This window comes from Bacillus cereus group sp. BfR-BA-01382 (assembly GCF_022663475.1).
Classification (GTDB): domain Bacteria; phylum Bacillota; class Bacilli; order Bacillales; family Bacillaceae_G; genus Bacillus_A; species Bacillus_A thuringiensis_S.
The window spans coordinates 1-23,313 of the sequence record NZ_JAKUFQ010000088.1 but is presented as its reverse complement, the minus strand read 5'-3'; the positions used below and the strand labels follow the sequence as shown (position 1 = coordinate 23,313).

The following is a 23,313-nucleotide window of genomic DNA, read 5'->3' as shown; positions in this document are numbered from 1 at the left end:
TTAAAAAATAACTATAACAATAGAGGTATATTTGTTATAGTTATTTTAGCAATAAAGGTAGGAAGGAAAGGACGTATTTAGATATGTCTCTAAAACAGGATTTGCAAATAAAAGAGAATAACATTGTTTCGAAGTCTAATACTTTAATTGAAGCAAATTCACGCTTAAATTTAGTAGAACAAAAGATGCTACTTTGCTTAGCAAGTAATATTGAACCAAGTGATCGAGATTTTAAAACATATACATTTCCAATTAAACAATTTCATGATTTGCTTGGTTTGAGTGGATCAACGAAATATACTGAGTTAAGTAAAATCACAAAGGAATTAGTTTCTAAAGTAATTGAAATTAGGATAGGGGAAGAATTAATTCAAGTATCTTGGCTTTCTTCAGCAATTTATAATAAAAATAAAGGGACAATTGATTTACGTTTTGACCCATTATTGAAGCCATTCTTATTAGAATTAAGTAGTAAATTTACAAGTTATAGATTGGCTAATGTAGTTAAATTAAAAAGCACCTACGCTATCCGAATTTATGAGTTATTAAAACAATATGAACATATAAAAGAGCGGACAATCAGTCTTGAAAATCTAAGATACTACTTAGATGCAATTGATGTATATCCTAATTATGCTAATTTTAAACAACGGGTGTTACACCCTTCTCAAAAAGAATTAAATCAAAAAACTGATATATCTTTTGAATTTGAAGAAATTAAACTAGGTAGAAGAGTACAAAAAATTAAATTTATCATACGTAGTCAAAAAAGAAAGGATACAAATTTAGCTCATTTTGAAAAAAAATTAGATGAATTTCAACAACCAAATACATTTGAACAGAAAATTAAACGCTTTGAAGAGCGATGTAAAGGTAAAGTATACCCTGCAGTATTAGAAAAATGGAAAAAACATGAGGAACTGATATTAGAAATTATAGATGATATACGCTTCCGTGTAGATATCGATTCACCCATTGGTTATGTAGAATATATGCTTAATTCTCGACTAAGAGAACTATCTGATACAGAAATGTTAAAACAAGACACTCAAGGGAGTGTAACTAACACCACATTAGAAATGGATAATATTATAGATGCAGTGATAGCTAAATACTCAAAATCTACAGGTGCTGTAGCTACATTCTTAGTCAAAGATACGGCTATTCACGAATTAACAAATATCTGTACACTAGAAGAAGCGGAAGAGTTCTGGAATAAAAAAGAAGAATTTGTTATGGATAGTATTTATGAATACATAACAAAGAATAGAAAAAAAAGAAGATGACATAATTGGTTCACCATATCATTTGAGGAAATCTGTAAGTGTAGACACATTTTTAAAATAAGATAACCGATTTCCTATACGATTAAGGAATCGGTTATCTATTTTAAATTAGATGTTATTGCCTATTGGACTAATTTTTCAATTGTAGGCATAACAGCAATTGGTGGTAATGATGCAGTCCAACCAACTGCATATACGTTTAATTTTTCACCTAATGTGTAGTGTTCACTATCTGAAACAGGAACTCTTAAAATTTTATTCTGAGAAACTAAATCCCACCAATCATGTTGATAAATAAGTGCTTCATCTTTTGTAGAAGTAGCAGCAACCACTAAATAATTGTTATCTATTGAAATGACATATCCAGTAAAAGGCTCTTGCTCTTGGTTTTGAATAGAATGAACAGGAGTATTGTTTGCAGAAATCTTATTAGAATCTGCAAAGGCTGGTGTTAATCCGAAAGTAAATCCACATCCTAATGTTAAAGCTGTTACGGTTGTTACTAATTTTTGTTTTTTGTTTAACATAATATATATCCCCCTTATATTTTATCCCTACACTATCCACATTCCATTAGCATACATATAAAGCCTTTTAATATTAAGATATTTAACAAAATTGTCACAAGAATTCCATTAATGGCAATATAAACTATTAATGGAAGTTGTTTTGTGTTATAATTCACTATATTAAATATTATTGTTCCTTTCATCACTTGATGAATGTATGCCCTTCCTTAATTGTAAATATGTTTGAATTTATTGGTAGAGAGGGAAGATATCCCTCTTCTTTTTTTGTTTTTTATCAATAAGTATGTCTACCCCTGTTATATAAATGGAGGAGTAAGATATTCATATAATTCTTCATCGAATAATTGTAATTCATTAGATACAGAAATATACATACAAAAACGCCATTCTCTCGTTGTGAATTTATACCGAAAGAATAGCGTTTTTTTACTTTAAAATATTCTATTAAGAGTTATTTCTTGTAACGCATATATGACTTATTAAGGTTAAATAGGTGCTTTAAATTAAATTAATTCTTATTTTAGTGAAAATTTCACCTTATTAAGTTATTGTATATATCGCATTCATTAAGTATCATTTTAATATGAAGAATTAATAATTTAATAACAAAAGGAGAATTTTTATGTTAACTAATCAAGTTGATACCTCGAGCAGTAAAAAGAAATGGATTATTATTGGAGTTATCACACTAATTGTTATTGTAGCAGCAATTAATATTTTTGTTATGCAAGGGAAGAAGAAAGGAGCATCAACAAATGCTGATGCTGTAAGTTTTGAGAAAGTGACAGAGCGTAAGCTGAATAATACGAAGTTAATTTCTGGTCAGGTGAAGCCTGGTAATATTGAAAGTTTTTATGCAGATCCGGCCAAAGGAAAAGTGAAAGATATTGAGGTAAAAGAAGGGCAAGAGGTAGAAAAAGGTACGAAGTTATTCTCTTATGACAATGAAGAGATTAATCTTCAAATGAAGCAAGCTGAGCTTGATCAGAAGATGGCGGATATGCGTTATGATCAAGGGAAAAAGAAGATTGATTCGTTAAAGAAAGAAATTAAGAAGGCGAAAGATAGCGGAGCTGGGAAAGAAGTAACGGATCCAATGGACGAGCAAGTAAACGAGTTAGAGATAGCTCAAAAGACAACTGATCTTGAGAAAGAAAAAGGAAAGTTGCAGAAAGAAGAGTTAAGTAAGAAGCAGAAAGAGCTTACGACTTATAGTAATTTCGCTGGTGTTGTTCAAAAGTTAGATAAAGATGCGGCACAAAGTTCATCTCAAGCTTTAGGTGGTCAAGGAAAAGCGTTTTTACAAGTAGCTTCTAAAGATCCATTCCAAGTTCAAGGTACGTTAACTGAGCTTCAGAAGTCACAAATTCAAAAGGATCAAACATTCACTGTAACGGCGAAAGCAAATAATAAGAAGAAGTGGACAGGTAAGATTACAGAGGTAAGCGAATTCCCAACGAGCGCAGAGATGGCGCAAGCTGGCGGCGTGGGTGAAGCAACTCAAAATATGTCTCAGTATACATATAAAGCAAGTCTTGATAGCCAAGATGGTTTATCTCCAGGTTATCATGTTTCCCTGCAAGTAAACTTAGAGAATAAGACAATGATTGCTGTTCCAAGTAAAAGCATTGTAGAAAAAGGCGAGGATGCATTTGTTTATGTTGAGGAAAAAGGGAAGCTTCGTAAACAAAATGTGAAAAAAGGTTCTACTGATGGAGACTGGACAGAGGTTGTAGAAGGCGTAACAGTGGGGCAAAAGGTGGTTAAAAATCCTTCCGACGATGTGTATGACGGAATGGAAGTGAAAGAGAAATGATTACGTTAAATAATATTGCTAAAACGTATTATCAAGGAAAATTGGCGGTGCCGATTTTGCATGGTATTAGTTTAACGATTCAGAGCGGTGAGTTCGTTTCGATTATGGGACCGTCTGGTTCTGGTAAGTCGACGCTTATGAATATTATCGGTTGTTTAGATCGTCCAACAGAAGGTGAATATATGCTGAATGACGTGAATATCTTAACAGCAGACGAGTCAAAGCTTGCTTTAATTCGTAATGAGTATATCGGTTTTGTATTTCAGCACTTCAATTTACTTCCGCGTCTTTCTGCGGTGGAAAATGTTGAACTTCCGCTTGTATATGGTGGCATAAAGAAAGCAGAGCGTCGCAAGCGTGCTTTAGAGGCATTAGGTAAAGTTGGATTAGCAGACCGCGTGCATCATTTACCAAATGAGTTATCAGGTGGACAGAAGCAGCGTGTAGCAATTGCAAGAGCGATTGCGAATAATCCAACGTTCATTATGGCCGATGAGCCGACTGGTGCGCTTGATACGAAGTCTGGTGAACAAGTTATGGATATTTTCACAAAGCTTAATGCAGAAGGTACGACGATTATTATGGTTACGCATGAAGAAGAAGTAGCGGCTTATTCATCCCGTCGTATTGTGCTCCGGGATGGGGAAATTACAGAAGATAGAAGGTGTGCGATATGAGTTTACTAGATAGTATAAAAATTGCCTTATCTTCTATTCTAGCTCATAAACTACGCTCAGCACTTACGATGCTTGGTATTATAATTGGTGTAGGATCTATTATTACTGTTGTGGCAATTGGACAAGGTGGAGAAGCGATGTTAAAATCACAATTTGTTGGCTCAGGTAGTAATGTAATTCCAATTAATTTTAAGGCAGATATTAATAACTCATTTGGTCTAGAGGGAAATTCTCAACCTCCCCTAACAGAGGAAGATATCTTTGAAATTAAAAAATTACCACAAATATCAAATGTTATAACCAGTAATTCAACAATGGAAACCTTGGACATAAATGATAAAAAAGAAATGACAAATATTATAGGAATTGATATTAACTACTTTTCTGTTAATAAAATTAAAGTTTTAAAGGGCAGAGCGTTAAATGATATGGATATTAATCAAGGAAATAACGTAATTCTGATTAGTAAAGCTTTAGAAGAAAAGATGTATTCCAAAGAAAGTCCTATAGGGAAAATCATAGAAATAAAAGGCCAACCGATGCAAATCATTGGTGTTTACCAGTCTGATAATGAGTTTATGGGAATTGGTATGTCTGAGGCTTTTGTTCCACTAACATTATGGCCTACATTGTATGGGAAAGAGGAAATTCAAAACATCTCTATACAAGCAAAGAACGTCGATGAAATGGAGTCTTCAGGAAAAAAAGCTGTAGATATATTAAATAGTCGCAAACCTAGTGACATACCGGGTGAGTATGAAGTTGTTAACTTAGAAGCAATGCAAAAAAACATTTCTAAAGTCACGGGTATTATGACGATGATTATTGGTGGGATTGCGGGTATTTCTTTAGTTGTAGGTGGGATTGGTGTTATGAACATCATGTTAGTATCTGTGACTGAACGTACACGTGAAATTGGGATTCGCAAAGCTCTTGGTGCAACACGGAGTAAAATCTTGCTACAATTCTTAATTGAAGCTGTTATGTTAACCCTCCTTGGTGGATTAATTGGAATTGGCCTAGGATATGGAGGCGCATATATCGTTGCAAAATTTGCTAAATGGCCACCACTTGTATCGTGGGAAGTTGTTGTTGGCGGTGTGCTGTTCTCTATGATTCTTGGAATTATTTTTGGATTACTTCCAGCAAATAAAGCTGCCAAATTAGATCCAATTGAAGCACTACGATATGAGTGATTTTTTGATGTATAAGGGGAATATGCCTCTCTACATATATAAATTTTCAATAGACAAGTTTTTAGGATGATTTTTGGTACTGAACATACTTGTTTTTTGGAGAGATACTACACAAAAATGAGGAGTGAACTAAAATGACAGCACAAATCGAAGCTGTAAAGAAAGAAAAACCATCTTTAATTGGAAGTATTATTTCACCAACTGTTCAATTTGAAAAAATGAGAGAAAGTAATAAGATTTGGGGAGCATTTTTCTTATTAATAATTTTGGGAGGGATTATAGGAGCACTAGCTAGTTATGTGTCAGTAAATAGTTCACAAATGCTAAAAATGTTAGCAACCGCCCCAACAACCCAAGATAAGAACATTGCAGTAGGAACCGGATTGTTACTGGGCGTATTAGGCACAACTTTAACACTTCTTATAACAGCATTATTCTATAGAGTAATTATGATGTTTATGAGTAATGATACACCTTATAAAAAAATATTATCTATTATTGTTTATGCAAGCTTGATTAAATATATTGGTTCAATTATCAACATAGTTTTAGCATTTATATTAGATGGAAAGGGTACAGAAAAATATACAAGTTTAGGTCCTTTGTTTGAAACTGGTACTGTCGCTAGTGGAATTGGAAATGCCTTTGAAATATTTTCTATTTGGGGATTAATTTTAACAGGAATAGGTTTGCATATTACGGCTGGTATTAGCAAAAAACAGGCAACCATTCTTATTATTATTTTATTTATTATCTCTCTTGGTTTTAATAGTCTAACAGGACTTGTACCTAAAATGTAATATTCTATGTAATAAATATACTTAACTTACTGTACTATTTTACAAATTTTATTTTACCTAGTGTAAAACTTGTCAGATTAATTATGAATATAGTTTAATTTATGTATTTACTTTTTTTAGAATATCGTGGTATTATTATCCAGAAATATTTCAAATTATATATCTTTATATTAAGAAAGAGGGATTTCAGATGGGTTTATTTCATGTAGCAAGTAAGTTTAAAGTTTCACAAGGTATTGCAGGTGGCGTTGTTGCGGCAGTACTAAATGCAGGTACTTTAATCAGTGCAATTGGTGCAGTAACAGTTGTTATGTCAGGTGGTATTGATGCTATTCTTGAAGTAGGTTGGACAGCGTTCGTAGCAACAGTTAAAGAACAAGCAGCAAAACGTGGTACTGCAGGTGCGGTTGCTTGGTAAGATTTAATTCTTATATTGATATGAACAATATGGAATCGTTACCACTTAAGAAAATTAAATATTAAACGGGGAGAGATTCAAGATGGGTTTATTTCATGTAGCAAGTAAGTTAAGCATTAGTAAAGGTGTTGCGGCTGGAGTTGTTTCTACCGTACTAAATGCAGGTACTTTAATTACTGCAATTGGAGCAGTAACAGTAGCATTATCAGGTGGCATTGATGCTATCCTTGAAGTGGGCTGGGCTACTTTCGTAGCAACAGTTAAAGAACAAGCGGCTAAACGTGGTACTGCGGGCGCAGTTGCTTGGTAAGAAAGCATTAAAACTTAAAACAGCTAGGAATCTATGTCCTAGCTGTTTTAGTTTTAAATAAGGAGATTGAATAAATGAACATATTTAAATTAGTTGGTTTACATATCTTAAATTCTTATCAAAGAAAAGGGTATTTACTAAAGAAACTTTTAAGATTTAAAAGTATTAAAAAATATATAGCATTTAGTTTGATTTTTGATACCTGTTTCTCACTATTTTTAGTGTACTTACTTTCTAGATTCTTATTACCAAGTTATGAAACTATATTTGTCATCATAGCCTTAATTTTATCCACCTACCATGTTATAAGTATTGTAGCAAAATCTAAACAACAATTGGATAAAGAATATCTCATTTCCCACTTTATGTCTTATGTTAATGATAAGTATACCTTGATAAAAAAGGTAATAATTATTGACTGGATGGTGGGATTATTTCATAGTTTAACAGCCCTTATCCCAATTTCTTTATTTATTTTATTTGAAACAAAAGAATACTCTTATTTTCCATTGTTAATTCTTGTACATGTAACATTATTTTCTTTAAATCTCTTATTTAAGTCATCAGCTCAGAAGAAATGGTTTAGTACCATCATTCATATAATTTTGAAGGGTGTTTTAGGTCTTGTAACATACGCAGGAGCATCAATATTTATTAATATAATCTCCATAACTAGACGTAATATTAATTTGTATGGTTATAAATTAAAAGCTATATCTAATTTGAATGATCAGACTAACGACATTTTAACTCATTCAAGTATTTATCAATTTTATAAAAATATTGAAGGGCTATACAACAATTATATTAACTTTAGTGGTGTAGCTATAGCTATAGGAATGCTATTTATTCTTAGTTTAATTGTCTTTAAGTACTCTAGAAACTTTAAAGATAGACATTTTAAAATTAAATTCAGTGACAATTTATATAATGGACTAAATAAAGATCATTATTATACATTTGCAGATTATTATACCTTAAAAAACATGTCTACTTCTCTTAAGAATAATCCATTAGATTTATACCTAACAGGAGAGTTAGCTATGAGCATTGGAATTTCTTTAGCGACAGTTCAGTACGTTCATAATGAAATTCTTATTATATTGATAATGTTTTTCCAATTACATTTAATCTTTAAAGGAGTAATTGGTACAACAAGTCATGTATATTCCAAGGTTTTCAAGTTTGAACAAGAGTGTTCTATGCTTTCACTATTTAATATACACGATATAAAGAAATCGGACATTTTACTATCTAAATATGAACTTTTAAAAAGAACATCAACATTATATTTATTAATAAACTTATTAATTTTTCTAATTGCAACTATACTTATTTCACCAAAGCAATCACTTGCTTTACTAATTGTATTGTTACCTTTTGTATTTATGAAAAACGAATATGTTTTATATTCATTGCGTACAAATTTCGATGTTTTTGCCATGCTATCTTCAGAAAAAAATCCTCCTGAAATTAGCAAGTTAAACGAATTTAACGGATATACATTAATTGCTACATCTAATAACATGCTATCTAGACTTATTATGCAGTTTGTAGTTTTAGGATTTATATTAACTGGTACGTTTAAACTTGTAAGTGGCATATCATGGATCTATATTCTATTTATTGTTTGTTTAGCAATTTTTATACAAGTAATCATTAGTAATAGAGATTATAAATCATTTAAATTGATCAAAAAACAATAATCCTTATAGAAGAAAAGGAGACAATATGGCTTTCAAAAATAGATTTTTGATTTACAGAAAATTCTTCATAGCATCTTTAGTCATTTATATACTCAGCTTTATTTCTGGAGCTTTGATATCAAATTTTTTGAATTTTGACTTGTTACCCCATGCAGAAGCTTTCGATGATTTACTTTATCACAACCTTATTTTAGGATTGAAATTAATGGTTTTTGGATGGATTAGTTTAGGGGTTTTAAATACGATTTGTTTAGGCTATAACGGAATTTTTCTAGGAACCTTGACTTTCTCAATAGTTAAACATCATGGATTTACTCCTATTTTAACTGGAATATTACCACATGGTATTATTGAAATCCTTGCGTTTTTATTGTTCTCAACAATTGGATTTGAGTCATTACGTTATGTTGACTTTTTAAAAAAGAAAGCAAAGCATGATAATAAAATTACTTATCAAAAATCGATTAAAAATTCAATTTTCGTAATTATTTTAGCTGTAATTTTATTACTCATAGCAGCATGGATAGAGACATATATTTCTCATATTTAAGGCGGAGGTTATTAAAGAGATATGGAAAAGCTAATAATAAATAATCTAGACTATTCATATGAAAATCAAGATGAATTGTTTAGTCAAGTTAATATCTGTTTAGATAAAGGTAGCAAAGTTAGATTGTTTGGAGAGAATGGTTCTGGTAAAACTACCCTTCTTAAAATAATTGCTAATATAATAGAGGATGAAGAAACACTTTCATATGAATTAAACTACTTTGGCGAAAATGCAACTTTTTCTGATATTAGGGAAAAAAGAGTTTTTATTGCTGATTCTCCAACATTTTATGAAGAACTAACAATGGAACAGAACATTCAATTCTATAATTTATTCTTTAATTATGGAAAAGGTTTTTTAGAAAACGTTTATAAATTATGTAAGAAATTTAATGTCTATCCCTATCTAAACCAATCAGTAAAGAATTTATCGTTAGGAACTAGGCAAAAAATATGGCTGGCAATCAATTTATCTACCCCAACAGAATTAGTATTATTAGATGAGCCTTTTAACTCTTTAGATAAAGAGAGTAGAAAGATTTTATCTGATATTATTAATGAGAGTATAGATAGAACATTTATTATCGTATCACATGAAAATAATGAAGGTGTTTTGTTTTCACATGAATTGAATAGTAATAATTGGTCTATTACAAAATTAACTATGTGATAAATATAATGGAGGGTGAGTTTATGTTAACCCGATTTGTTATTTTATTTTTTGTTGTAGCATGCGTAATCTATTATGTTACAACTACACCATTGGAGGATATATCCTTTTTAAAATTATTGTTAATACCTGTAGTTTTAATTATTGGGTATATTATTGATAAAAAATTAGGAAAAGAAAAATAAACTTCATTAATTAAGACAATTATTTTGTATGCACATACTAATAATTGTCTTTTTATTAAACCTTTCGCTATGGTATATAAGCAACAATAAATTGAAAAATAAAACAAAAAGAAAAAGAAGTTGTTTCATACTTTGTCGGGTACAGAACAACTTCCAGAAACTAATGAGGCTTCTTACAAAGCTCATTTTTTAACTTACTATTTTATTATATAGATAGTTAGAGATAATCGCAAGGAATTTAACTTAATATAACATATATGGTAATTAATTCTTTATTTTTGTTCTAAGGGAGATAGTGTTTTGAACAATATAATTAAAAGACGCCATACAAATCAGTACGCCCAAATCCATAATAATCCCCTTCAAAATGATTTAGTAGATTTGAGAGCAATTGGGCTACTGTCACACCTAATGAGCTTACCAAGTGACTGGATAATTTATAAAACTCAACTTTATAAAAAGTTTAGTCGAAAAAATATTGATGCTGCTTGGAAAGAACTTGCAAATAAAAACTATATAATTGGATTTAATTGTTACATAGATGGAAAAAAGAAAGCTTTTTACAATGTTTCAGATATTCCATTTGTTTCTGATGAACTATATACATTTATTCGGGATAACATTTTAGAATTAATACACTCGGGATTTTCCGTAAAATCCTTGAGTCTAATGAATGGTGGGAATCTTGAAATTACTAAAGATATAACTACTGTACTAAAAGTGCATCAGTCTGTTTCTCCAAAGAAAACGAGTACTGCACCATCAGTACAGTACTCTCAGTACAGCACTCAAAGTACATATACAAAAAAAATAGATACAAAAAAAATAATAACAAAGATTGATGATGAAGATATACTTAATGTTTGCCATTCTAATATAAATAATATGCAAAATTTAAAAAATGATAACAAAATAAATACTGAACAAACAGTCCAATTATCTGATAATGATATTTTAGGAATAACCAATAAAGTTTGGGATATTTTCAAAGATAAAATACAAAAGAGATCATTTGATTCTGTACTAAAAAAATGTATTAATAACTATAAAAAAGGAACAGTACCAAATTATGAAAATTACTTAATTACATCTATAGAAAATAAAATTATAGATCTTGAACATAGAAGTAAACGTGAACAAGTAGCATATAAAATTAAAACAAATAAGAGGCGAGAAATAATTCCAGAATGGTTACAATTACAGAAGCAAGAAGAATTAGATAATGTAGCGATTGAAACTGAAGATATTGAAGTGCAACGCGAAAGGTTAAATAGAGTATTACAAAAGTATCAAAGTAATAAATAATATTGATATATGAGAGTTTTTATGGGACAGGACAGGATACCTGTGGGAACGATCCATTATAAGGGTACCACCCACATTTTAACGAAAATATACGTTAAGCAGAATTCGATATAAAATGAGCCGGATTTCCTACTCTAAGGGATATTCGGCTCATATGTTTTATTTGGTCTCTTCATATTCCTTCATTATTTTATAAAACGTGTTTTTCTTTAGCTCTAACATTTCCATAAACATAACAGCAGTTATTTCTCCACTTTTCCATTTTGAATGAGTTTCTTCTATTAGGGGTCACCATATCAAAAAAAGAAAATTGTACGTTTAGACACATTTTGGACACAAAGTAACCGGTACCTTGTACGTTAAGGAACTGGTTAATAATGTTGCAAACCCTTTATCAAATTTATTTACAATGAAATTAGGGTGTTTTTGCCCATCTCCCCCTATAAATCAGGAGTTTGATTTACTATTAAAAAATATGTTTCAAAATATATACTTGTTGACACAAAGATTAATTTGTTTGTGAATTAAGCTTATTTCCCTCTTATATTAATATTTAAGCCCTATTTCTGGCTTAATTTTTCTCTGTAATAAGAGTTCTGTAATAAATAAAATACTTGGACGTCTTAAGATATTTCTAGATAATAGTCTTAGGATTATTTGGGACAATTCTGCATTCCCCTTTGGATTTACCACAAGAAAAGAGTATTTATCAGTGAACGCGCGGGGCCCCTACTCGGGGAAGAACCAGCATCTCCGAGTAAAACAGACAGTTTGTAATGTTCGGAAAATAATTATACTTATTAAAGTGGTTTTACATTTAGCTCAAACGTCTAAATAACTTAGTCGTTCGGAGCAACAACCTGTTTTTAGGCATTTCCATGCCCTCTCCTCTCGAAAGATACATAAACCAAAACAAACGGCTAATACAAATTAATCCTATAACTCCTGTTAAAATTCTGTTTTTATCATTTCTATATACTGTTTTTTAAAGAAATGCTGCCATTTAAGGAAATAAAAAAGCTATTTCAAAGAAATAGCTTTTTTATAAACTCAATTTTTTTAGTAATTAAATTATAGAATAGGTTTCGGATATTTAATTAATATAGGACTCTGTTTTTTTATTTTGAAATTCAGATTTTAATTTATCATATGAAACGGACACAATAGAATCATGCACTTTTTCTGGGAAGGTATTTGGGTTGTCACATATAATATTGGTGTCTCCGTTTTCTGACATACGTAATTGAAATGCATTTGGAATATCTAATTTAATCTTTTTATAACTATCTTTATTAAATTGGTATACCCAAATTTTTTGATTGTCAGTTCTAAATGCCCAATAATTCATAGTTGCACTCATAGATCCAATCCCATCTCCTTGTTGGGTATTTACCCCTTCAATAGAGAGTGGTGTTACATGCTTAGAGTCCATATCCAAAATGAAATAACTTTCAATTGAATTTCCACTTGTTTTTTCATCGTTAGATAAGCTTACATAGACTATTTTGTTACCTACAATTTTAGGAGCTAAAACATTATTTTGTGGAACTACATATTTGTTTATGTTTTTATTTTTTAAGCTATATGTGCTTATGGTAGTTTGTTTTTCAGTAGAGTTAGTATAGACTAATTTATCTTCATTCATATGAAGTGTAGTACTAGCTGTATCATAAGATTGTACAGTATCTATTTTCGTTTTTGTATTAGTTTCTAGGTCATAGAGAATAATATCTGCATTTTTTTGCCCTTCATTAATTTCCATCCATGATACATAATGTTTATAAAGATAAGGTTCTATAATTTCATTTGTTTTATGGATTTGATTTTCCTTATCATTACTTAAATTTTTTGCGTATAGAATGGTTTTTGATCCAATAGCATTGGTATCCATCCATAATAACCATTTTTCATTGACATGTACCCCTTGTATATTTGCCTCGCTACCCATTTTCGAATGAAATATAGTCTCTTCTGTTTGGTTAGAGAAATTATATGTAAGAAGTTTATTAGGTAGACGTTCTTTAGTATTATCAGAAACAGGTAAGTACATTTTGTTATTGGATGTAGACGCCATGTAATAGTTTTCATAATCTAATTTTAATTCTGTATAGGTACTATTAAGCTCTTTTTCTTTTATATTTGATTTGTTTTGACTGCAAGATACAAGTATACCTATACATAGAATAAAAAATAATATTTTAAAATTTCTCAATATACTAATGTTGGATTGCCACCTGTTGCACTTAGAACGGCTTTTCCTACTCCTTTTCCATTCTCGTCTATTTTCTCCTCATATACACCACCTAAGGATTTTCCATCTTTATCTAATTTGTGATTAGGATCGACAATTTGCATTGTTCTATCTGCACCATGATAGCCATTAATTACTATAAAATGCCTATAGTTCTTTTCTGCTCTTTTATAACGTTCCATGTGTTGTGTATTTGTCAGTACAATCGGTACATTCGTTCCATCTGATAATTTGTTTTTTACTAATACCTCTAGTTCCCTAATGCTACTAGGGCTCATAGCTCCATAGGTACTATCAGCAAAATCATAATTGTCTTTGTATGCATTTAATCCCCAAGCCAAATTAAGAGAATTTGTTCCTTGGCTAGTTGTTAACATTAAAGAAGCAAGAAGTTCTTCAGTTGGTATTGGAAATGATGATCCGCTATCAGATTTGTGGAAAGTCAGAACACTGCGTGCTGATGCTGGTCCGCAATAAAACCAATCACTTTGTTTAAAATGTGTAACAGGTCGAAAATAGCTTTCAGATGGTGGTCGCATTCTGTTTAACTTATTTTTTTGATTTTCTTGTTCCCAAGCTTTCCTAGCTTTTTCCTTTCCGATTTCAAGGATTTTTTTTCCTTCTTCAGGATCTAATGATGGTGGTTTTGATGTGACAACAGTTTTTTTGGCTTGACTAGAATCAATGTTTTCATCCGCAAAACTGACAGTAGAAGGAAGTAAAAGACTCATTGCTAAAACACTCATGCTTACCCCTTTAATAATAGGCTTCATATCGCATCTCCTTAATTCATAATCTTATAACATTTTAGAATAAATGGTATATTATAGCAATTATATTCCTTAAATATGCATAATTGCATATTTAAGGAATATAAAAAAACTGACCTCTATTTATGAGGTCAGTTTACATTATCAAAATCTTATATGTTTACTTTGATAATTCTTTAGAGATACGTTGTATATCTGCTTTAATTTTAGTTTTTTCTTGAACAGTTAAAGCATTAAATTTTTGTTTCTCTGCACTAGGATCAAAAGGCTTCACCGGTGGAGGTGGTGGATCTTGGGGATTCGGAAGCAATTTGTTATCCCATAAAATAACCCCATATGCTCTACCTGCTTCATCATTTTCTTGATCAAAATAATTATCAGCCCATCCTTTTAATTCCTCGCTATACCAGATTTGGTAAGCTCCTTCAATATCAGCTAATAGTTCAATTGGTATTGTTCCAGCTCTTGCTACATAACCAAAGTGAATATTTCCTAAGTCTTCACCTTTCATCAAGTAGCCATTGTAAATGAACTGTTTTTTTCTTCCGAATTTTGTTTTATAATCCCATTCACCACCAGGCTTTACTTTTTCGGCAAATGCCAATCCAACACTCCAAGGGTAAGTGCCTTCTTCTTTAGCCTCTTCAGCAGCATAAGCCATAATTAAGGCATTTCTCTTTAAAATGTAAGAGAAACTTGAAGTCATTTCATTTGATGGGATTGTTTGAGCAGATGCAAAGCCACCATCGGATAAAGAAATAGAAAATAATAAACAAAAAATAAGTAATGTTTTCTTCCACATATTTATGGACCTCCCTTTTTAGTAGTCTATATATTTATAATTCAATTTTAAAAATATGTAAATTTTTATATAGGAAAATAATTTACTTTTTTCTAAATATTGTTATATCATATGTGAGAATTCAAAATTTTATAGAAAAGGAGATTTTGTATGTTTAAAGTATTTCGAACTAGTTATACCGTTTTAACATTTTTATTTTTATTTTTCGTCACTACAACCAGTGTCAATGCCGAAGAAAAGGGAGATTTAAGGATTGTCCCTATTGAGAAAGCGACACAACAAGCAATGAATTATTTTAATATTATTCAGAATAATTCTAATGCTGATTGGAAAGACAGTAAGCTGGTATTTGATAGAAAATTATATGACGAAAATAAAAAAATAACTGCATATCTTTTTGTTGTACAAAAAGCAGACCAGGAAAATGGATTTATTATTGTGAGCGGTAACGAAAAGATTCCGGGTGTAATAGAATCTACAAGGAAAGGTGCTAATCCATTCAAAACAATTAATAAAGAGAATAGCATTTATGTGTCACCTATTTCATATTTGCAAAAATCAGATACAGAAGGTTCCTTCATTGATTTGAACACTAAAAAATCAGTGTCTAAGGAAAAATTAGAAGAAATAAATATATTTACGAATGCACAGAACACTACCTCAAATATAGAAAATATAAAAAAAATTAATGGGTTAACTCGCTCAGCGAATGCTCCATATTATAATCATAAGTTTATACCGAATGTGCCAGACTACGACTGGACTCATGGGTGTTTACCTACAGCATATGCAAATGTTTCTGTATATTGGGCAAATAATGGATTCCCACGTCTAAAAAATAATCAGGCAGATTATGAAACTTATATTATTGATACGCTACCGAAATTAATGAAAACAGATGCCCAAGGTAATACATTTGGTAATGATGGTATTGCAGGCACGAAAGAGTATTGGGAAAAAACAGGGAAATATTCTGTGACTATTAAAGAATATAAAAACAAGCCTGTGAACCCTGCTGTTTTTGAGGAATATAAGAAAGAAATAGATAAAAATAGACCGGCTATTATCACAACTCAAACACATCCAATTTATAAAAATCATGCTGTGACAGGTGTAGGATATGAGGAAATCTTTGATCCTGCTGAAAGAGTTTGGCACCGTTCAGCAATTGTACATGATGAATGGATGTCTACTCCTCAAGATCATTATCTTGTTTGGACTCCGGATATTGATAATTTTTATGCTGTTATTCCAGGTGCTGATATTTCATCTAGTAATAATGTTTACAAAGAAAAAACAAGCCAAGTTCATTATAATTGGGGATTAGGTGCACCAGAAGGACAAAAAAATGATGAGTTTTCGGCTAAATTTGATCAATCGCAACATTTAGAAGCAGGGGATTATTTTATGCAAACTCTTGCCGATGATTATGTTAAAGTAAATTTTGACGGTAAGAATATTATTGATGGATGGAATAATGATTCAATTGGACAAATTAAACGTGCACTACTACCAAAGTTAACAGCGGGAGAGCATAAAATAGATACAGATTTTCATGAATTGGCAGGGAATGCGGGTATCTTCTCTGATGTAGTTCCATTTGATCATTGGTTGGCGTATTATTATCCAAATAAGAATTTACAAGGACTTCCTGTAGATGCAAGAGTAATTAAGCCATTTGGTCAACAGCAAAAACTTGCAGAAGATAATGGCGAAGGCGCTCCAACTTTGAAGGTACCAAAGGATAATTTTTCTGCGCGCTATACCACCGTAAAACGTTTACCTAAAGGTGAATATATTATTCGTGGAAAAGCTGATGATGGCTTACGAGTTTATATTGATGGCAAACTTGTTATAGATCGTTGGCATGGAAGTGGTGGATTTGTAGAAGATGCTCGAAAGATAGTTATTGACGACAATACAGGCGCAACAATTCTTGGCAAGTCTACAGAAAAAGATGTTCACCTTATTGAAGTACAATACTTAGAAGAAAGTGGCGGAAGTAAGGTGGAATTTGGTATCGAGCCATATGCTACTGCAGTGCCATTTCCACATTGGACAGCTGAGTATTATGCCAATAAAGACTTAAAGGGTGATGCAATTGTAAAAGGGGGGAAATGGTCAATAGATAGATTTATTAATATTGATTTTAACTGGGGAAGCACTTCTCCGTATCCAAGTATCCCTAATGATAATTTCTCTGCTAGATTTACAAAATTAGGTTTATTTGAGAATGGAAATTATGAATTTGAAGCTAAGGCAGATGATGGAGTAAGAATATATGTTGACGATAAGCGGGTAATTGATTCTTGGATTCCGAATGGAGGAGATATCCGTAAAGTAAAAATACCGATGACTGCTGGTGTACACAAAATTACAGTAGAATACCTAGAATTATCAGGAAACGCTAACTTAAAGATGGACTATAGAAAAGTAAATTAGATGATTTAAATTGAAAGTAAATGTACAAAAAGCTAGTTCTTCATTTTAGAACTAGCTTTTTTTTATTGTTTTTGGCATTAAATTTAATTTAAGGGAAAAATATGCAATTTTGCATATTTCGATTAATTTATTGTTATAATATACCATTTGGATTAAGATGAATTGGAAAGATGCGCACCTTTCATAATTTTTAAATTAGATTGTATTTTCTTAGTATTATAAAAAACAAGATTTTTAAGGTGGGAATAAAATTGAAAAAGAAGGCAATTACTTTAGCACTTTCAGCTATGTTGGGAATTGGAGCACTAGTACCTATTGCAGCCTCTGCAGCAGAAAGTTTTGATACTGGTTTTGATAAAAATAAAATGGAGCATTACGCTATATATTATCATTCTTCTAGAGTACATGCCTCTGGAATCACAAAAAATGGCACTCCTTATAAGAGTATAGCTGTAGGACCTGGTTATAAAGCTGCTTTACATTTAGCTTTTACTGGACCATATGCTGTAACTTACCAAAAATATGTTTTTTAATTAAATATATTGATATTGTGGGGATTTATAGAAATTATATAAATCCCCTTAAAATGTTTTTAAGGTGGGATTTATATGATTTCTATAAATAATATGAATAAGAGTTTTAACAATAAAATTCTTTTTGAAAATTTTAATTTGGAAGTAAAAGCAGGAGAGTTTATTGGGATATATGGAAAAAGTGGGAAGGGGAAGACAACACTTTTAAATATTATTGGCATGTTAGAAAATCCAGATTCTGGTGAAATCAAATTGTTAGGAAAGGAAACAAATTCCAATAAGAAAAAACGAGACTTATTAAGAAATGATATTGGATTCATATTTCAAAACTATGCATTAATAGATAACGAATCTGTAAATAGTAATCTAGAAATTGCTATTAAACATAGAAAATTAAATAAAAAACAGAAAAAAGATGCGATATGCTCAGTATTAAAGGAAGTGGATCTTACAAACTATGGTGAAGAGAAAGTCCATACTTTAAGTGGAGGAGAACAGCAGCGTGTTGCTATCGCTAGACTACTACTTAAAAAACCAACTCTCATTTTAGCTGATGAACCAACTGGTTCATTAGATAGTGAAAATCGTGATATTATTACCTCTCTTTTTCAAAAGTTACACCAGCAAGGAAAAACAATTATTGTAGTAACGCATGATACAGCTTTGTCTCATCTGTTTTCAAGAATCATTCAATTATAAGAGAAAGGTTATATTATGAAAAAATTAATATTTATTCTTAGTTTTATTACTTTTACAATTGTGAGTTTTTTATCAATTAAACAATTTGAATACTTGCAGTTTCAAGCTTTTAATTATAATGTTAACTATTCAGAGGAAAATTTTGATTTAGAAATAAAAGAAGGAAATCCTCAAAAAAATAAAGTTGAAAACTTTAAAATTTTATCAGAAATTGCAATGCAAGCTAAAGTAAATCTGCAAAGGACGTCACACGAAATTACAAAAAATAAACAAGAAAAAATCGTGTATTATGTAGCATTATATGATTATAATCAATATTTTAAGCAGCTAAAATTAAAGACAGGGGAATTCCTGAATTCAAATAGTAATTCTGAAGCATTCCTTTCTACTATAAAAACTAATAATAAAAATCAAATTGGTCAGATTGAGATTTTTCATAATTTTAACCCAATAGAAATTCGGCCGATGATTGCAGCAGCATCAATTAAAGATATTAGAGGTACATATTCTTTAAACAATTCTAAAAATATCAAGTTATTTAAACAAATGGCCGAGAAAAATGGACTTTCAATAAAAATAACAAAAAATGAATCAATATCTGTTTTTACAGAGTATCCGTATCAAACCATGATCTATACAACAAGTTTTGTATTATGTTTATTATTATTACTAGCTATGTCTTATGACGTTATGAACAATTACAAAGCTATTGCTATTCAATATATGCACGGAGATAGTTTTTGGCAAATCGGGTTATATTTACTTAGAAGGTATGTAAATATCATTTTAGGTTCATTTCTTCTGGCTAGCATGAGTCTATTAATATTTCTTTATTACTACAATCAATATCAGCAAATAGTACCTTTTATAGGCTTTTGGATAGAAAACATTTCTCTTTTATTCTTAGTCATACTTTTAATTATAATCGTTACTTGGCTTGGTAGTAAAAATATACATATATCTCAAATGATTAAAAATAAAAAACCCATAAAACTATTCTTTTATTCTAATCTCGGGATTCGATTTATATTAGCTGTGTTCTTAATTCTTGCACTGCAACAAGGGATTAGCACTTTTATTGAACTTAAAAAAACAATTACACAACAAGAAAAATGGGAATTGATGAAAGATTATGCATCACTAGGTATGGAAGTAGGAGCTGGAGACAGATTTGATATCAAAAATGAAGATAGTTTGAATCGATTCAAGAATTTATATAAGGAATTAGAGGATCAGGGAGCCATATACATTGCTCCGTCTTATTATTATTTCAATCAAAAGAATAATGAGTTAAATCCTAACCCTTGGGGAATGGAAGGAAAACAAATCGTTATTAATAGAAATTATTTATCAATCAATCCCGTATACGGAATTGATGGTGAAAAGTTACAGTTACCAATACCTAATAAATCTGAAATAACGGTTTTAGTGCCTAAAAGATATGAAGAAAATCAAGAAGATATAAAAACAACAATAAAAAAAGATTATTCCATGATGCTAAATCATGAGAATCCTGACTCAGTACAAATAAAGATACTATATGTAAAAAATGAACAATCTTATTTTACATTTACTACTCAAATGGCTGTAGATACGAATTATCAAATTATTGATCCAATAGTGGTGGTTTTGACGCATGAGTTTGAGCCGATGTATACATCCAGTTCAATTGCCATGGGTTATGGCTATTATACCAAAAATGGAGATAATGAGTTTCCTTTTAAGAAAACAAAAAGAACAATTGAAAAGTATAATTTTGATAATATTTGGAGTCCTGTATCTATTGCATACTCACTTGTTGAGCAAAAGATATCAAATGATACAGAAAAACTTCAATTAACTATAATTAGTTGTACACTATTTTTAGTGCTTTCTGCTGTGTTACTTTTCTTTTCTGCTATATATTATTTAGAGATGTTTAAACAAATACTTGCATTACAATGGGTTTTTGGGTACAGTTTTTTTGAAAAACATAACGTGGTTTATCTCGCTTTATTGGTATTTTGGCAATTTTCCTTTATGGTTTGTTTTTTCATTTCTAATGATAGATGGTTATTATTTAAAATTAGTTTAGGATTAGCAATTTGTGATATTTTATTAATTAGTATTTTATTGATTGCAAAAGAACGTAAAATTACTAAGTTAATGATACTAGGGAAGTAAGTTAAATATAGTAAAGGGTGGGTATATTTGTTGCAGAAAAAACAAATAGTTTTATTAAGTTGTTTTGTATTTTTAAGTATTCTATTTTTCGGTGGATATCTTCTTCTGAAGGATGGAGGAAAGAATGTGTTTGAAGAACAAAGCTTATCTGGTACAAATGAGGTTAAGAATGAAGTTAAGAGTGAAGTTGAAAGTCAAAATAAATATTACTTTGTGTATTTAAAACAAGATAATGGAGTTCCGGATACTACTTTCATCCCTGAAAAATTAAATCCTGGATTTGATAAAACGGCTAGCTTTAATACGCATATTGAATTCGATGATTATGGGAATATTATACAAGACGAAAAAATGATTGTTATATATAATAATAAACTATCAGAGAACAATAGAAAAAAGATAAAAAATATAGCGGGTAAACAAAATTATGCTGAAGCTTTAAAGGAAATCCAACAAAAAATTGATGAAACAAAGGCTACAGATTTTAATTCAGAAGAAGTAGTTTCTCAATAAGTGTATTTTAACTAAAAGGAGAAAAAGTACAAAATTATTTATATGAAATAACTAAATGGATTTCTTAGAAAGAAAAATAATATAACTATTAATTCTTATAATTAAAAAGAACTTGTATTGATTTCTGCAAGTTCTTTTTACTTTTAGAATAACGTCACATATTTTTACAAGATAAGAAAATACTAATTCTTGTTTTAGTGCTTTAATTCCAAACTATTAAAGCTGGATTATTAACTGCGATACTAGGAAGACGTTACTATTTACTATGAATATTCGGCTCATATGATTTATTTAGGGTTTAATTTGTTCTCTTCATATTCTTTTAGTATCTTATAAAAAGTATTCTTCTTAAGTCCTAATATTTCCATAAATCTAACGCTTGTCATTTCTCTTTTTTTCCATTTTTCATAAGTTTCTTCTATTATAATTAGTTGCTTGTGATTTAATGCTGAAAGGTTAAATGGAGGGCGCCCTAAATGCTTACCTTGAGATTTAGCAACTGCAATCCCTTCCGCTTGTCGCTGATGAATTTTTTTACGCTCTTGATCTGCAACGTAGGATAGCAAAGATAAAAATTGATCTTCCATTAATCGGCCCATATCACCCATCTCACGAAATTTCCGACTATCAAACAGGGTTTCATTTTCTAAAACTACGATATCAGCTTGTAATTCTCTTGTTATATACTTCCATTCTGAAATTACCTCATCATAATTGCGGCCCATACGATCTAAGGCATCTATGTAAACAATATCCCCTGTACTTAATATTTTTCGTAATAATTGATATTGAGGGCGATCAAAATGTCGTCCACTTGCTTTATCGACAAAAATGCGTCGAGCTTCCACCCCTCGTTCCATCATCTTATGTAACTGACGTTGTTCATTTTGATCTTTTGTACTTACACGTATATATCCATAAATATTTGCCACGTTTTGTATTCTCCTTACACTTGTTACCACAATTATACCATTTTTGTTTATAAAGGTGTTCATTAAAAATAAACGTTTATAAAATAATTCTAGTCACCTTTGTAAACTTGATGTTTCAACGTTTCATAGATTGGGCTCCTGCGTTTGTAAAGGTATACCTTTATAAACAGAAGGTTGTAATGAAATTTTTGTAGTATTTAATGTATAATTTAATCAGAATGATAAAATTGACTTATTACTTAGAAGGGGCTGAAAAAATGATTTTTTATAAAAACTAAAATTTTTAATTGTTCGAGAAAAGGATGTGGGGTTAATTGGATTTTTTAATAGAATTATTAGATAAGTTAACAAAAATAGGATTTATTCCATTATTCATGCCAATCATATATTTTATGATTAATAATTTTAATATTACAGATATTGAAAAGAAATTTTTAACTAATTTTCAAAAGTTGCAAATTTTCTTTGCTAATATTTTAATAAGTTTCGTTTTTGGAAGTATTTCCATGGGGTTTCCTTTATATAATGAAATCGTAAAAGGAAATGATATTAAATTATTCTTTTTAATGATTGGAATAATATCTCTTTTTATATCTTTTTATGTTTATATATCAATTTTATTATTCGAGAAATTTATCCCTATATCATCTAAAATGTTGGTTAATTATGGAGATAAAGAGTGGAGGATTTTAAGAGTTATTAGTAAGTCTCAGGTAGTGTTAAGTAGGAAGGGGCGAGAAGATGATGGGTGTCAAGGGAT

At 30.4% G+C, this 23,313-nt stretch carries 22 protein-coding genes and 2 pseudogenes; 18 read left to right on the top strand and 6 right to left on the bottom strand.

The features are described 5' to 3' along the window. The first annotated feature begins 83 nt into the window (after window positions 1-83). Window positions 84-1,286 carry a replication initiation protein gene (locus MR160_RS25740; protein WP_242298377.1) on the top strand — a complete coding sequence of 401 codons (1,203 nt, stop codon included), beginning with the start codon at window positions 84-86 and terminating at the stop codon, window positions 1,284-1,286. A gap of 122 nt (window positions 1,287-1,408) precedes the next feature. Here MR160_RS25740 and MR160_RS25735 read toward each other — a convergent pair whose 3' ends face one another. Further along, window positions 1,409-1,813, bottom strand: a complete 405-nt coding sequence (locus MR160_RS25735; RefSeq protein WP_242298375.1) for a DUF3221 domain-containing protein — start codon at window positions 1,811-1,813, stop codon at window positions 1,409-1,411. A gap of 625 nt (window positions 1,814-2,438) precedes the next feature. Here MR160_RS25735 and MR160_RS25730 point away from each other — a divergent pair. The 11 genes from MR160_RS25730 to MR160_RS25680 all read left to right on the top strand — a co-directional run bounded on the left by MR160_RS25730 (window position 2,439) and on the right by MR160_RS25680 (window position 11,448). Beyond that, a complete protein-coding gene (locus MR160_RS25730) occupies window positions 2,439-3,632 on the top strand; it encodes an efflux RND transporter periplasmic adaptor subunit (protein WP_242298373.1) in 1,194 nt (397 codons plus the stop codon). Then, a complete protein-coding gene (locus MR160_RS25725; RefSeq protein WP_242298369.1) occupies window positions 3,629-4,309 on the top strand; it encodes an ABC transporter ATP-binding protein in 681 nt (226 codons plus the stop codon). The genes MR160_RS25730 and MR160_RS25725 overlap by 4 nt, the downstream gene beginning before the upstream one ends. Continuing rightward, a complete protein-coding gene (locus tag MR160_RS25720) occupies window positions 4,306-5,505 on the top strand; it encodes an ABC transporter permease (protein ID WP_000054384.1) in 1,200 nt (399 codons plus the stop codon). Before MR160_RS25725 ends, MR160_RS25720 begins: the two co-directional genes overlap by 4 nt. Window positions 5,506-5,639: 134 nt before the next feature. Beyond that, on the top strand, window positions 5,640-6,305 hold the full coding sequence (gene yknW, locus MR160_RS25715) for a YknW family membrane protein (protein ID WP_242298368.1): 666 nt from the start codon (window positions 5,640-5,642) through the stop codon (window positions 6,303-6,305). A 190-nt stretch (window positions 6,306-6,495) separates the two neighbouring features. Beyond that, complete coding sequence (locus MR160_RS25710) at window positions 6,496-6,723, top strand: uberolysin/carnocyclin family circular bacteriocin (RefSeq protein WP_001993458.1); 228 nt, start codon at window positions 6,496-6,498, stop codon at window positions 6,721-6,723. An 82-nt stretch (window positions 6,724-6,805) separates the two neighbouring features. Beyond that, on the top strand, window positions 6,806-7,033 hold the full coding sequence (locus MR160_RS25705; protein ID WP_139895005.1) for an uberolysin/carnocyclin family circular bacteriocin: 228 nt from the start codon (window positions 6,806-6,808) through the stop codon (window positions 7,031-7,033). A gap of 74 nt (window positions 7,034-7,107) precedes the next feature. Continuing rightward, on the top strand, window positions 7,108-8,739 hold the full coding sequence (locus tag MR160_RS25700) for a hypothetical protein (RefSeq protein ID WP_242298364.1): 1,632 nt from the start codon (window positions 7,108-7,110) through the stop codon (window positions 8,737-8,739). A 25-nt stretch (window positions 8,740-8,764) separates the two neighbouring features. Next, the gene (locus MR160_RS25695) at window positions 8,765-9,289 is read left to right on the top strand and encodes a stage II sporulation protein M (RefSeq protein ID WP_098512293.1); all 525 of its coding nucleotides are present in this window, start codon (window positions 8,765-8,767) and stop codon (window positions 9,287-9,289) included. Between the two features lie 21 nt (window positions 9,290-9,310). Then, the gene (locus tag MR160_RS25690) at window positions 9,311-9,958 is read left to right on the top strand and encodes an ABC transporter ATP-binding protein (RefSeq protein WP_242298362.1); all 648 of its coding nucleotides are present in this window, start codon (window positions 9,311-9,313) and stop codon (window positions 9,956-9,958) included. A gap of 23 nt (window positions 9,959-9,981) precedes the next feature. After that, window positions 9,982-10,143 carry a hypothetical protein gene (locus MR160_RS25685; RefSeq protein ID WP_180227652.1) on the top strand — a complete coding sequence of 54 codons (162 nt, stop codon included), beginning with the start codon at window positions 9,982-9,984 and terminating at the stop codon, window positions 10,141-10,143. A 300-nt stretch (window positions 10,144-10,443) separates the two neighbouring features. Next, window positions 10,444-11,448: a hypothetical protein gene (locus MR160_RS25680; protein ID WP_242298359.1), complete on the top strand. Its 1,005-nt coding sequence runs from the start codon at window positions 10,444-10,446 to the stop codon at window positions 11,446-11,448. Window positions 11,449-11,607: 159 nt separating this feature from the next. Here the strand turns inward: MR160_RS25680 and MR160_RS25675 are convergent. The 4 genes and pseudogenes from MR160_RS25675 to MR160_RS25660 form a co-directional block, all read right to left on the bottom strand. Next, window positions 11,608-11,733, bottom strand: a pseudogene (locus MR160_RS25675) (recombinase family protein); the annotation flags it as partial. A gap of 808 nt (window positions 11,734-12,541) precedes the next feature. Further along, complete coding sequence (locus MR160_RS25670; RefSeq protein WP_242298357.1) at window positions 12,542-13,522, bottom strand: hypothetical protein; 981 nt, start codon at window positions 13,520-13,522, stop codon at window positions 12,542-12,544. A 134-nt stretch (window positions 13,523-13,656) separates the two neighbouring features. Further along, complete coding sequence (locus tag MR160_RS25665; protein WP_086391653.1) at window positions 13,657-14,472, bottom strand: C39 family peptidase; 816 nt, start codon at window positions 14,470-14,472, stop codon at window positions 13,657-13,659. Window positions 14,473-14,629: 157 nt separating this feature from the next. Beyond that, window positions 14,630-15,271 (bottom strand): polymorphic toxin type 44 domain-containing protein, encoded by a 642-nt coding sequence (locus MR160_RS25660; protein WP_086391654.1) that lies wholly within the window; start codon window positions 15,269-15,271, stop codon window positions 14,630-14,632. A 150-nt stretch (window positions 15,272-15,421) separates the two neighbouring features. On the opposite strand from MR160_RS25660, the gene MR160_RS25655 reads away from it, so the two are divergent. The 5 genes from MR160_RS25655 to MR160_RS25635 all read left to right on the top strand — a co-directional run bounded on the left by MR160_RS25655 (window position 15,422) and on the right by MR160_RS25635 (window position 21,621). Next, entirely contained in the window at window positions 15,422-17,713 is a 2,292-nt protein-coding gene (locus tag MR160_RS25655) for a PA14 domain-containing protein (protein WP_086391655.1), read from the top strand. Between the two features lie 251 nt (window positions 17,714-17,964). After that, complete coding sequence (locus tag MR160_RS25650) at window positions 17,965-18,246, top strand: hypothetical protein (RefSeq protein WP_061663964.1); 282 nt, start codon at window positions 17,965-17,967, stop codon at window positions 18,244-18,246. 75 nt (window positions 18,247-18,321) lie between these two features. Further along, window positions 18,322-18,945 carry a putative bacteriocin export ABC transporter gene (locus MR160_RS25645; RefSeq protein WP_242298355.1) on the top strand — a complete coding sequence of 208 codons (624 nt, stop codon included), beginning with the start codon at window positions 18,322-18,324 and terminating at the stop codon, window positions 18,943-18,945. Window positions 18,946-18,960: 15 nt separating this feature from the next. Continuing rightward, window positions 18,961-21,108 carry a DUF1430 domain-containing protein gene (locus tag MR160_RS25640; RefSeq protein ID WP_242298353.1) on the top strand — a complete coding sequence of 716 codons (2,148 nt, stop codon included), beginning with the start codon at window positions 18,961-18,963 and terminating at the stop codon, window positions 21,106-21,108. Between the two features lie 30 nt (window positions 21,109-21,138). Next, complete coding sequence (locus MR160_RS25635) at window positions 21,139-21,621, top strand: hypothetical protein (RefSeq protein WP_086391659.1); 483 nt, start codon at window positions 21,139-21,141, stop codon at window positions 21,619-21,621. Between the two features lie 287 nt (window positions 21,622-21,908). Here the strand turns inward: MR160_RS25635 and MR160_RS25630 are convergent, their stop codons facing one another. Next, entirely contained in the window at window positions 21,909-22,553 is a 645-nt protein-coding gene (locus MR160_RS25630; RefSeq protein ID WP_086391660.1) for a recombinase family protein, read from the bottom strand. A gap of 314 nt (window positions 22,554-22,867) precedes the next feature. On the opposite strand from MR160_RS25630, the pseudogene MR160_RS25625 reads away from it, so the two are divergent. Continuing rightward, window positions 22,868-23,313 (top strand): annotated as a pseudogene (locus tag MR160_RS25625) (hypothetical protein); the annotation flags it as partial.